At 72.9% G+C, this 12,226-nt stretch carries 8 protein-coding genes; 5 read left to right on the top strand and 3 right to left on the bottom strand.

Translation table 11 applies throughout. The features are described 5' to 3' along the window. Window positions 1-49: 49 nt before the first annotated feature. Complete coding sequence (dapD, locus tag ACFU74_RS31770) at window positions 50-1,039, bottom strand: 2,3,4,5-tetrahydropyridine-2,6-dicarboxylate N-succinyltransferase (RefSeq protein ID WP_380763087.1); 990 nt, start codon at window positions 1,037-1,039, stop codon at window positions 50-52. A 127-nt stretch (window positions 1,040-1,166) separates the two neighbouring features. Between dapD and ACFU74_RS31765 the strand changes: the two genes are divergently transcribed. The 3 genes from ACFU74_RS31765 (at window position 1,167) to argF (ending at window position 6,540) form a co-directional block, all read left to right on the top strand. Next, entirely contained in the window at window positions 1,167-2,771 is a 1,605-nt protein-coding gene (locus ACFU74_RS31765; protein WP_380763085.1) for a 3' terminal RNA ribose 2'-O-methyltransferase Hen1, read from the top strand. Next, window positions 2,768-5,425 (top strand): polynucleotide kinase-phosphatase, encoded by a 2,658-nt coding sequence (locus ACFU74_RS31760; protein WP_380763083.1) that lies wholly within the window; start codon window positions 2,768-2,770, stop codon window positions 5,423-5,425. The genes ACFU74_RS31765 and ACFU74_RS31760 overlap by 4 nt, the downstream gene beginning before the upstream one ends. A gap of 113 nt (window positions 5,426-5,538) precedes the next feature. After that, window positions 5,539-6,540, top strand: coding sequence for an ornithine carbamoyltransferase (gene argF / locus ACFU74_RS31755; protein ID WP_380763081.1), 1,002 nt, complete (start codon window positions 5,539-5,541; stop codon window positions 6,538-6,540). Between the two features lie 6 nt (window positions 6,541-6,546). Here argF and ACFU74_RS31750 read toward each other — a convergent pair whose 3' ends face one another. Continuing rightward, entirely contained in the window at window positions 6,547-7,086 is a 540-nt protein-coding gene (locus ACFU74_RS31750) for a superoxide dismutase family protein (RefSeq protein ID WP_380763079.1), read from the bottom strand. A gap of 101 nt (window positions 7,087-7,187) precedes the next feature. After that, a complete protein-coding gene (locus ACFU74_RS31745; RefSeq protein WP_380763077.1) occupies window positions 7,188-7,595 on the bottom strand; it encodes a type II toxin-antitoxin system VapC family toxin in 408 nt (135 codons plus the stop codon). A gap of 383 nt (window positions 7,596-7,978) precedes the next feature. On the opposite strand from ACFU74_RS31745, the gene acnA reads away from it, so the two are divergent. Then, entirely contained in the window at window positions 7,979-10,642 is a 2,664-nt protein-coding gene (gene acnA / locus ACFU74_RS31740) for an aconitate hydratase AcnA (RefSeq protein WP_380763075.1), read from the top strand. Between the two features lie 203 nt (window positions 10,643-10,845). Then, a complete protein-coding gene (locus ACFU74_RS31735; RefSeq protein ID WP_380763073.1) occupies window positions 10,846-12,195 on the top strand; it encodes a glycoside hydrolase family 18 protein in 1,350 nt (449 codons plus the stop codon). Window positions 12,196-12,226: the final 31 nt, after the last annotated feature.

Below are 12,226 nucleotides of genomic sequence, written 5' to 3'. Positions count from 1 at the left end.
GGCTTCGAGGGAGGCCTCGAAGCCCGGCATCACTCATCTGCCGTGCGGGTCAGTTGTGGGCGTGGAGGTCGGCGTTGAGGCCGCCCCAGGAGCCGGTGCGGGCGATGACCTCGACGGCGCCGGTCTGGGAGTTGCGGCGGAAGAGGAGGTTGTCCTGGCCGGACAGTTCGAGGGCCTTGGCCACCGCGCCGTCCGGGGTGGTGACCCGGGTGCCGGCGGTGACGTAGAGGCCGGCCTCGACGACGCAGTCGTTGCCCAGCGAGATGCCGATGCCCGCGTTGGCGCCGAGCAGGCAGCGCTCGCCGACGGAGACGACCTGCTTGCCGCCGCCCGACAGGGTGCCCATGATCGAGGAGCCGCCGCCGATGTCGCTGTGGTCGCCGACCACGACGCCCGCGCTGATCCGGCCCTCGACCATCGAGGTGCCCAGCGTGCCGGCGTTGAAGTTGACGAAGCCCTCGTGCATCACGGTGGTGCCGGCGGCCAGGTGGGCACCGAGGCGGACGCGGTCCGCGTGGGCGATGCGCACGCCGGACGGGGCGACGTAGTCGGTCATCCGCGGGAACTTGTCGATGCCGTAGACGGCGAGCTGCCCGCCCTGGGCGCGCACGGCCAGCCGGGCCTGCTCGACCTTGTCCACCGGCACCGGGCCGATGCTGGTCCACGCCACGTTGGCCAGCAGGCCGAAGATGCCGTCCAGGCTCAGGCCGTGCGGCCGGACCAGGCGGTGGCTGAGCAGGTGCAGGCGCAGGTAGGCGTCGTGCGCGTCGAGCGGCTTCTCGTCCAGCGAGGCGATGGTGGTGCGCACGGCGACCACCTCGACGCCGCGGCGGGCGTCGGCGCGCAGCGCCTCGGCGGCGCCCGCGCCCAGCTCGGCCTCGGCCTGCTCGGCGGTCAGGAGGACGGTCCCGGCCGGGCCGGCCCCGGCGGTCAGCACGGGGGCCGGGAACCAGGTGTCGAGGACGGTGCCGTCCGCGGCGATGGTGGCCAGACCTGCGGCAACGGCGCCGTTCACGGGGGTGGTGGATTCTGCAGTCACATCGTGCACGTTAACGAATCCGGGCCGCTGCTGCCGAACACGCTCACCGGCCGGACCGGTCCCGGCACTCCCGGGCGGCAACAAAATGCGGTGCCGGGCGAGCCCCTCCTCGGCAATACTCCAACGGGTGTTCATGTCGATCTCCACCACAGGTACCGCCGAGAATCCGGCCACTGACCTGGGCTTTCTGCTGCACAAGCACCCCGGCAGGGTCCAGCGGTTCTCCACGGCGCACGGCGAGGCGCACGTCTTCTACCCGGAGGCGGGCGACGAGGCCTGCACGGCCGCGCTGCTGCTCGACGTCGACCCGATCGCACTGGTCCGCAAGGGCCGGGGCAAGGGCCGCGCCGGCTCGCCCGACTTCGCGCTCGCCCAGTACGTCAACGACCGCCCCTACGCGGCCTCCTCGCTGCTCGCGGTGGCGCTGCGCACGGTGTTCCGGACGGCGATGAAGGGCGTCTGCGAGACCCGCCCCGGGCTGGCCGACCGGCCGCGCCCGCTGCGGATCTCGCTGCCTGCCGTGCCGGTCGGCGGCGCGGCGGGCGAGGGCGCCGGTACGGCGATGGCGGTGCGCCTCTTCGAGCCGCTGGGCTGGCGGGTGGAGGCGTCGGCGATCTTGCTGGACACCGAGTTCCCCGAGTGGGGCGAGTCGCGCCACGTCCGGCTGGAGCTGTCGGCGGAGCACGCGCGGCTGGCCGACGCGTTGCAGCAGCTCTATGTGCTGCTGCCGGTCCTGGACGGCGCCAAGCACTACTGGGTCGCCCCGGACGAGGTCGACAAGCTGCTCGCCGCCGGCGGGGGCTGGCTGGCCGGCCACCCGGAGCGGGCCCTGATCACCCGCCGCTACCTGGCGCGGCGCTGGACGCTGACCCGGCGGGCGATGGAGCGCCTGGAGCTGGCCAGGCTGGCGGAGGCCGACGACCGCGAGGCCGAGGAGGTGGACAACGCGGTCGACGACAGCGCGGAGGAAACCGCGCAGGAACAGGAGCAGCAGCAGGACCAGGACCAGGACCAGGACCAGGACCGGGAGCCGGCCGGGCAGCGCGGCCCCTCGCTGGCCGAGCAGCGCCGCACCGCCGTCCTGGACGCGCTGCGCGAGACCGGCGCGACCCGGGTGGCCGACCTCGGCTGCGGCCAGGGCGAGCTGATCGCCGCGCTGCTGAAGGACGCGCGGTTCACCGAGGTCCTGGGCGTCGACGTGTCGGTGCGGGCGCTGTCCGCGGCCGCCCGCCGGCTGCGGCTGGACCGGATGCCGGAGCGTCAGGCGAGCCGGGTGCGGCTGGTCCAGGGCGCGCTGACGTACACGGACGCGCGGCTGAAGGGCTTCGACGCGGCCGTGCTCTGCGAGGTGATCGAGCACCTGGACCTGCCGCGGCTGCCCGCCCTGGAGTACGCGGTGTTCGGCGCGGCCAGGCCGCCGGCGGTGGTCGTGACCACGCCGAACGCCGGGTACAACGTCCGGTGGGAGAGCCTGCCGGCCGGTCACCTCCGGCACGCCGACCACCGCTTCGAGTGGGACCGCGCCGAGTTCCGCGACTGGGCCGACCGGGTCGCCGCCGCGTACGGCTACACGGTCGACATCCGTCCGGTCGGCCCGCAGGACGCCGAGGTGGGCGCCCCGACCCAGCTCGCCCTGTTCCGCCTCACCGGCGACGGGGCCGCCGACGCGGTGCCCGCGAACACAGTCACCATGGACAGCACGACGCCCGACGAAGGGGGCGAGACCCGATGACCGACGAGACCGGCGAGACCGCCGGGACCAACGAGACCGACGTGACCGACGTGACCCGCTCCGTCGCCCCCGGAACGGCCGCCCCCCGCCGCCTCCCGGTGACGGACGTCTCCCTGGTGGTCCTGATCGGCCCCAGCGGCGCCGGCAAGTCCAGCTTCGCCCGCAAGCACTTCCTGCCCACCCAGGTCGTCTCCTCGGACTTCTGCCGCGGCCTGGTGGCCGACGACGAGAACGACCAGTCCGCCTCCGCCGAGGCCTTCGACCTGCTGCACTACATCGTCGGCAAGCGCCTCGCCGCCGGCCGGCTGACCGTCGTGGACGCCACCAACGTCCAGCCCGAGGCCCGCCGCCGGCTGGTGCGGATCGCCCGCGACCACGACGTGCTGCCGATCGCCGTCGTGCTGGACGTCCCGCCGGGCGTCTGCGCCGAGCGCAACCGCTCCCGCCCGGACCGCGACCTGCCCGCGCACGTCGTGCCGCGCCAGCACCGCGAGCTGCGCCGCTCGCTGCGCGGCCTGGAGCGCGAGGGCTTCCGCAAGGTGCACGTCCTGCGCGGCGAGGCCGAGGTCGAGGCCGCCGAGATCGTGCCGGAGAAGCGCTTCAACGACCTGCGCCACCTCACCGGCCCGTTCGACGTCGTCGGCGACGTCCACGGCTGCCGCTCGGAGCTGGAGAGCCTGCTGACCCGGCTCGGCTGGACGCTGCTGCGCGACGGCGCCGGGCGGCCGGTGGACGCGGTGCACCCCGAGGGGCGGACGGCGGTCTTCGTCGGCGACCTGGTCGACCGCGGCCCGGACACGCCAGGGGTGCTGCGCCTGGTGATGGGCATGGTGGCGGCGGGGCACGCGGTCTGCGTGCCGGGCAACCACGAGAACAAGCTCGGCCGGGCGATGGACGGGCGCAAGGTCACCGTCTCGCACGGCCTCCAGGAGTCGCTGGACCAGCTGGCGGGGGAGCCCGAGGAGTTCCGCGCCGAGGTCCGGGCGTTCATGCGCGGCCTGGTCAGCCACTACCTGCTGGACGGCGGCGCCCTGGTGGTCTGCCACGCGGGCCTGCCGGAGAAGTACCACGGCCGGGCCTCCGGCCGGGTGCGCTCGCACGCCCTGTACGGGGACACCACCGGCGAGACCGACGAGTACGGCCTGCCGGTGCGCTACCCGTGGGCGGAGGAGTACCGGGGCCGGGCGCTGGTGGTCTACGGCCACACGCCGGTCCCGTCGGCGGCCTTCCTCAACAACACCATCTGCCTGGACACCGGCTGCGTCTTCGGCGGCAGCCTGACCGCGCTGCGCTACCCGGAGCGGGAGCTGGTCGCCGTCGAGGCCGAGCGGGAGTGGTACGCGCCGGTGCGGCCGATGCGCACGGACGCGCCGGGCGCCCGCGAGGGGCGCCCGCTGGACCTCGCCGACGTGGCGGGCCGCCGGGCGGTGGAGACCGCGCTGGCCGGCCGGGTCGCGGTGCGGGAGGAGAACGCTGCGGCGGCACTGGAGGTGATGAGCCGGTTCGCGATCGACCCCCGGCTGCTCGCCTACCTGCCGCCGACCATGGCGCCGAGCGCGACCTCGTCCAGGCCCGGCTACCTGGAGCACCCCGACGAGGCCTTCGCCGCCTACCGGGCGGACGGCGTCGAGCGGGTGGTCTGCGAGGAGAAGCACATGGGCTCCCGCGCGGTGGTGCTGGTGGCGCGGGACGGCGCCGCGCTGGAGGAGCGGTTCGGGCCGGCCGGTCCGGGCGCGATCTGGACCCGCACCGGCCGGGCGTTCCTCGGGGACGAGGCGCTGACCGCCGCGGTGCTGGAGCGGCTGCGGGCGGCCGCCGAGCGGTCCGGGCTGTTCGAGGAGCTGCGCACCGGCTGGCTGCTGCTGGACGCCGAGCTGATGCCGTGGTCGCTGAAGGCCGTCGAGCTGCTGCGCCGTCAGTACGCGGCGGTCGGCGCGGCGGCGGGCGCGGCGCTGCCGGAGGTGCTGGCCGCGCTGGAGCGGGCCGGCGGGCGCGGGCTGGACGTCGCCGGGCTGCCCGGGCGCCAGCGGCGGCGCGCCGCCGACGCGCAGGCGTTCACCGAGGCGTACCGGCGGTACTGCTGGCCGACCGAGGGGCTGGCCGGGATCCGGCTGGCGCCGTTCCAGGTGCTGGCCGCCGAGGGGGCGAACCTGGCGGTGCGCCCGCACGACGAGCACCTCGCCTGGACCGACCGGCTGGCCGGGGCGGACGAGGCGGACCACCCGGCGGCCCCGCTGCTGCGCCGGACCGGCCGGCTGGTGGTGGACACCGCCGACGAGGCGTCGGTCGCCGCGGGCGTCGCCTGGTGGGAGGAGCTGACCGCGGCGGGCGGCGAGGGCATGGTGGTCAAGCCGCTGGCCTCGCTGGTGCGCGGCCGGGCGGGGGAGGGGCGGCCGGGCGGGCTGGTCCAGCCCGGGGTGAAGGTGCGCGGGCGCGAGTACCTGCGGATCGTCTACGGCCCGGACTACACCGAGCACCTGGACCGGCTGCGGCAGCGCTTCCTCGGCCACAAGCGGTCACTGGCGCTGCGCGAGTACGCGCTCGGCCTGGAGGCGCTGGACCGGCTGGCGGGCGGCGAGCCGCTCTGGCGGGTACACGAAGCGGTGTTCGCCGTGCTGGCCCTGGAGTCGGAGCCGGTGGATCCGCGGCTGTGACGGGGTCGGGCGGGCGGAAGTGGCAGCCGTGCATAGAAATTCTGCACGTCGTATAGACTTGCTACTTCCCTGCCCGCCCGTACCCGCCCGTCATCGTCACCCAGGAGCCCGGCATGGCCTTCAACCTCCGGAACAGGCACTTCCTCAAGGAGCTCGACTTCACGCCCCAGGAGTTCCGTTTCCTGGTGGACCTCGCCGCCACGCTCAAGGCGGCGAAGTACGCGGGCACCGAGCAGCCCCGGCTGCGCGGTAGGAACATCGCCCTGATCTTCGAGAAGACCTCCACCCGGACGCGCTGCGCCTTTGAGGTCGCCGCCCACGACCAGGGTGCCACCACCACCTACCTGGACCCGGCCGGCTCCCAGATCGGCCACAAGGAGTCGATCAAGGACACCGCCCGGGTGCTCGGCCGGATGTTCGACGGCATCGAGTACCGCGGGCACGGCCAGGAGGTGGTCGAGGAGCTGGCCGCGTACGCGGGCGTGCCGGTCTGGAACGGCCTCACCGACGAGTGGCACCCCACCCAGATGCTCGCCGACGTGCTCACCATCACCGAGCACACCGCCAAGCCGCTCACCGGCGTGGCGCTCGCCTACCTCGGGGACGCCCGCTCCAACATGGGCAACTCGCTGCTGGTCACCGGCGCACTGCTCGGCATGGACGTCCGGATCGTCGCCCCGCGCGCCCTGTGGCCGGACGAGGAGGTGCGGAAGGCCGCGCAGGCGCTCGCCGAGACCAGCGGCGCCCGGATCACCCTCACCGAGGACGTCGCCGAGGGCGTGGCCGGCGCCGACTTCCTCTACACCGACGTCTGGGTCTCGATGGGCGAGCCCAAGGAGGTCTGGGCCGAGCGGATCGCGCTGCTCAAGCCGTACCAGGTGTCGATGGAGACGGTGCGCGCCACCGGCAACCCGCAGGTGAAGTTCCTGCACTGCCTGCCGGCCTTCCACGACCTGGGCACGGTGGTCGGCCGGCAGCTGTTCGAGGAGACCGGCATGGCCGAGCTGGAGTGCACCGACGAGCTGTTCGAGTCGGAGCACTCCGTGGTCTTCGACCAGGCCGAGAACCGCCTGCACACCATCAAGGCCGTCCTGGTCGCCACCCTCGGCGGCTGACCGCCCCTACTCCGGCTCCTCCAGGTTCACGCAGGCGACCCGGTCGGCCGCGCCGTGCGCGCCGGCCTGGTCGCCCGCGTGCAGCACCAGCGAGCGGGCCCCGCCCGGCCGGGGCCGCCAGGCCACCGCGGTGGCGGCGGCGCCCTCGCCCCGCCCGTCGGTGCGCAGCGCGAGGCGCAGCTCGTTGCGGTCGTTGGCGTACGCGGGGTCGGTGGACGGGCTGACCGGGTCCACCACGTCCTGGTAGTGCGGGCCGGACGCGGCCGGGTCGGCCCCGCACCCGCCGGTGTGCAGGTGCACCGGGAACTCGTGGTCGGCGGCGACCCCGGCCACGCTCATGGTCAGCACCGTCCGCCCGGGCACCGAGCGGTCCACCACCACCCGCACGTGCGAGCCGTACGGCACCAGGTCGGGCGCGTGGCTGATCGCGGCCGGCGGGACGAACGCGGTGGCCGGGTCGAAGTCGGCCTCGGTGAGCGCGACCGGGACGGCGGCGGGCGCCAGCAGGGCGAACGGGAGCAGCGCGGTGGCGAGCGGAGCGGGCATCGGCGTACCTCTTCGGGCGGGGGCAGGGTCGGGGCGGGGGCCGGACGCCCCGTTCAACGGCGCGCACCGCCACCCGGACACGCCCCGCTCGCCTGTCCGCGCTACCCGTCGGCGGGCCGGATCCCCCGGATCTCGCAGCGCGGCCCGCTGGCCCGCATCAGCCGCAGGTCGGCGGTGACCAGCGGCGCCCCGAACCGTTCCGCCACCGCCACGTAGGCGGCGTCGTCCGGCGTGAGGTTGTCCTTCAGTTCCCAGATCCGCCCGAGCAGCGGCTCGACCGGGACCTTCCGGATCGCCAGCCCCGGCAGTTCGGCGGTGAGCTCGCCGACCCGTTCGGCGGTGAGCTCGCGCGCGAGGTAGAGGCCGCGCAGCGACTGCATCACCTCGACGACGACGTGCTCGGGTGCCACCCACTCGCCGCCGGCGGCGAGTTCGGCCCGGGCCTTCTCCCCGCGTCCGCCCTCGTCGGCCAGCGCCAGCACCAGCGCGGACGCGTCCACCACGATCATCGGCCGACCCCCGAATCCGTTCCCGCCCTGTCGTTCCGGGGCCACCGTACCGGGGCGGGGTCGCGGGCCTGGCGGCGGCCGTCCGCCCCCGGTGCCCGGGTGGACGCGCGGGCGCGGGGTCCGTGTTACGGGGGGTTCGGCGGTGGTTCGGGGAGGATGCACCCGGGGGAGGCAGGCTGGAGGTGGTGCCGACGTGGCGGACGTCGCGGCATGCACTATGGTTTATCTCGACATCGAGATAACTCCGCCTTACGATATATCTCGACATCAAGATACTTGCCGAGAGGCGCTCACCGGCGGTGCGGGCAAGGTCAGCCTAAGTAAGGGTGACCTTACCACCGTGGCGGCCGGATACCGCACGAAGCACCTAGAAGGAGTCAGTCGTGTCCGCGAACAGCTTCGACGCCCGCAGCTCGCTGCAGGTGGGCGACGAGTCGTACGAGATCTTCAAGCTCTCCGCCGTCGAGGGTTCCGCTCGGCTGCCCTACAGCCTCAAGGTGCTGCTGGAGAACCTGCTCCGCACCGAGGACGGCGCCAACATCACCGCCGACCACATCCGGGCCCTCGGCGACTGGGACGCCGACGCCCAGCCGAGCCAGGAGATCCAGTTCACCCCGGCCCGCGTGATCATGCAGGACTTCACCGGTGTGCCGTGCGTGGTCGACCTCGCCACCATGCGCGAGGCCGTCAAGGAGCTGGGCGGCGACCCGGCCAAGATCAACCCGCTGGCCCCGGCCGAGCTGGTCATCGACCACTCCGTCATCGCCGACAAGTTCGGCACCCCGGACGCCTTCGTCCAGAACGTCGAGATCGAGTACGGCCGCAACAAGGAGCGCTACCAGTTCCTGCGCTGGGGCCAGACCGCGTTCGACGAGTTCAAGGTCGTCCCGCCGGGCACCGGCATCGTCCACCAGGTCAACATCGAGCACCTGGCCCGCACCGTCATGGTCCGCGGCGGCCAGGCGTACCCGGACACCTGCGTCGGCACCGACTCGCACACCACCATGGTCAACGGCCTGGGCGTGCTGGGCTGGGGCGTCGGCGGCATCGAGGCCGAGGCCGCCATGCTCGGCCAGCCGGTCTCCATGCTGATCCCGCGCGTCGTCGGCTTCAAGCTCACCGGCTCGCTGCCGGCCGGCACCACCGCCACCGACCTGGTCCTCACCATCACCGAGATGCTGCGCAAGCACGGTGTGGTCGGCAAGTTCGTCGAGTTCTACGGCGACGGCATCGGCGCCATCCCGCTGGCCAACCGCGCCACCATCGGCAACATGTCGCCGGAGTTCGGCTCGACCTGCGCGATCTTCCCGATCGACGCCGAGACGATCAACTACCTGAAGCTCACCGGCCGCGACGAGCAGCAGCTCGCCCTGGTCGAGGCGTACGCCAAGGAGCAGGGCCTCTGGCACGACCCCTCGCACGAGCCGGTCTACTCGGAGTACCTGGAGCTGGACGTCTCCACCGTCGTCCCGTCGATCTCCGGCCCGAAGCGCCCGCAGGACCGCGTGATCCTGGCCGAGGCCGCCGAGCGCTTCGCCGAGGCGCTGCCGACCTACTCGGCCGAGGCCTCCAAGCCGACCGCCGTCACCGCCCCCGACGGCTCGTCCTACGAGATCGACAACGGCGCGGTCGTGATCGCCTCGATCACCTCCTGCACCAACACCTCCAACCCCTCCGTCATGCTGGGCGCCGCCCTGCTGGCGAAGAAGGCCGTGGAGAAGGGCCTGACGGTCAAGCCCTGGGTCAAGACCACCCTGGCGCCCGGCTCCAAGGTCGTCATGGACTACTACGAGAAGGCCGGCCTGCTCCCGTACATGGAGAAGCTGGGCTTCAACCTGGTCGGCTACGGCTGCGTCACCTGCATCGGCAACTCGGGCCCGCTGCCCGAGGAGGTCTCGGCCGCGGTCAACGAGTCCGACCTGGCGGTCGTCTCGGTGCTCTCCGGCAACCGCAACTTCGAGGGCCGGATCAACCCCGACGTCAAGATGAACTACCTGGCCTCCCCGCCGCTGGTGGTCGCCTACGCCCTCGCCGGCAACATGAACGTCGACATCACCAGGGACGCCCTGGGCAAGGACGCCGACGGCAACGACGTCTTCCTCGCCGACATCTGGCCGTCCGAGCAGGAGGTCGCCGAGGTCGTCGCCGGCTCCATCGACCAGGACATGTTCGACAAGGGCTACCAGGACGTCTTCGCCGGCGACCACCGCTGGCAGTCGCTCCCGGTCCCGACCGGCAACACCTTCGAGTGGGACGCCGAGTCCACCTACGTCCGCAAGCCCCCGTACTTCGAGGGCATGGCCAAGACCCCGAGCCCGGTGACCGACATCGCCGGCGCCCGCGTCCTGGCCAAGCTGGGCGACTCGGTCACCACCGACCACATCTCCCCGGCCGGCAACATCAAGCCGGGCACCCCGGCGGCGCAGTACCTGACCGCCAACGGCGTCGAGAAGCGCGACTTCAACTCCTACGGCTCGCGCCGTGGCAACCACGAGGTCATGATCCGCGGCACCTTCGCCAACATCCGCCTGCGCAACCAGATCGCGCCGGGCACCGAGGGCGGCTACACCCGCGACTTCACCCAGGCCGACGGCCCGGTGTCGTTCATCTACGACGCCTCGCAGAACTACCAGGCCGCCGGCACCCCGCTGGTCGTCCTGGCCGGCAAGGAGTACGGCTCCGGCTCGTCCCGCGACTGGGCCGCCAAGGGCACCGCGCTGCTCGGCGTCAAGGCCGTCATCGCCGAGTCCTACGAGCGCATCCACCGCTCGAACCTGATCGGCATGGGCGTCCTGCCGCTGCAGTTCCCGGAGGGCGAGAACGCCGACTCCCTCGGCCTGACCGGCGAGGAGACCTTCTCCATCACCGGCGTGACCGAGCTCAACGACGGCCGCACCCCGGCGACCGTCAAGGTCAAGGCCGTCGGCGCGGACGGGACCAGCAACGAGTTCGACGCGGTCGTGCGCATCGACACCCCCGGTGAGGCGGACTACTACCGCAACGGCGGCATCCTGCAGTACGTGCTGCGCAGCCTGATCAACGGCTGAGCCACGCGCTGAGCGCCGAGGAGGCCGGACCGCACCCGCGGTCCGGCCTCCTTCCGTTCTCCCGCCGGCCGCACGGGCTTTGCCGGTCTTTTGCATAGTGCGCCGACCGCGCCGGACCCCTTGTGCGGCGTGGGCGCGATGGACTAAACCTCTGTCCCAGCTGGTCCATACCAATTGACGTTGCTTCAGAGAATAGGTCCGGTATGCCCATTCGCCGCCCCGCCCTGCTCGCCGCCGCCACCGTCGCCGCCCTGCTCGCCTCCACCGCCGCCACCGCCACGGCCAGTGCCGCCGACGGCGCCAAGGGCCCCAAGCTCAAGGGCCAGCGGGTCGGCTACTTCACCTCGTGGGGCGCCGACAGCTCCGCCAAGCGCGTCCAGGAGACCGGCCAGGCCGGCCGGCTGACCGTGATCAACTACGCCTTCGGCAACGTCTCCGCCGAGGGCACCTGTTTCGAGAGCAACGAGCCCGGCCAGGGCGACGCCTGGAACGACTACCAGCGGGCCTTCTCCGCCGCCGAGTCGGTGGACGGCGTCGCCGACGCCCCGGAGCAGGCGCTCAAGGGCCACTTCAACCAGGTGCGCAAGCTCAAGGCGCAGAACCCGCAGCTCAAGGTCGTCATCTCGCTGGGCGGCTGGAGCTGGTCCAAGTACTTCTCGGACGCCGCCGCCACCGAGGAGGCCCGCCAGAAGTTCGTCTCCTCCTGCATCGACCTCTACATGAAGGGCGACGTGCCGCAGCTGGCCGGCTCCCCGGAGGGCGGCGCGGGCGTGGCCGCGGGCGTCTTCGACGGCATCGACGTCGACTGGGAGTACCCGGGCGGCGGCGGTGACGCGGGCAACGTGGTCCGCCCCGAGGACGGCCGCAACTTCACCCTGCTGATGGACGAGTTCCGCAAGCAGCTGGACGAGTTGGCCGCCGAGCGCGCGGAGGGGGCCAAGGGCAAGAAGAAGAAGCCCGACCACTACCTGCTGACCGCCGCGGTGGCCGCCAACGAGACCGTCGCCGACCGGCTGGAGCTGCCCGAGCTGGCCGAGTCCGTGGACTGGCTCAACCTGATGACCTACGACCTGCACGGTCCGTGGGAGGGGAAGGGCCCGACCAACCACCACTCCCCGCTCTACTCCGACCCCACCGACCCGGACGCCCGCCAGCGCAGCTCCGACAAGGCCGTCGACCACTACGCCCAGCGCGGCCTGCCCTCGCAGCAGACCGTCCTCGGCACGCCGTTCTACGGCCACGGCTGGACCGGCGTGCCGGCCGGCAGCCGCAACGGCCTCTACCAGAAGGCCACCGGCACCGTGCCGGACCTCACCTACAAGGAGCTCAACGCGCTGCCCGGCTCCACCACCTACGTGGACCGCGACCACGCCGCGTCCTGGAAGTACGACGGCAACACCTTCTACAGCTTCGACTCGGCCGAGGTGCTCACCGAGAAGGCCCGCTACGCCCGCTGGAACGACCTGGCCGGTGTGATGGTCTGGTCGCTGGACGGCGACGACGCGCAGGGCAGCGCGATGGCCGCCCTGGACAAGGGCCTGCGCGGCAAGTGAGCCGCTCCTGACACCGCCGTGGGAACGGGCG

Origin of the sequence: Kitasatospora sp. NPDC057500 (assembly GCF_042802195.1) — a bacterium.
Taxonomy (GTDB): domain Bacteria; phylum Actinomycetota; class Actinomycetes; order Streptomycetales; family Streptomycetaceae; genus Kitasatospora.
This window is presented reverse-complemented; position numbering and strand designations above follow the sequence as displayed.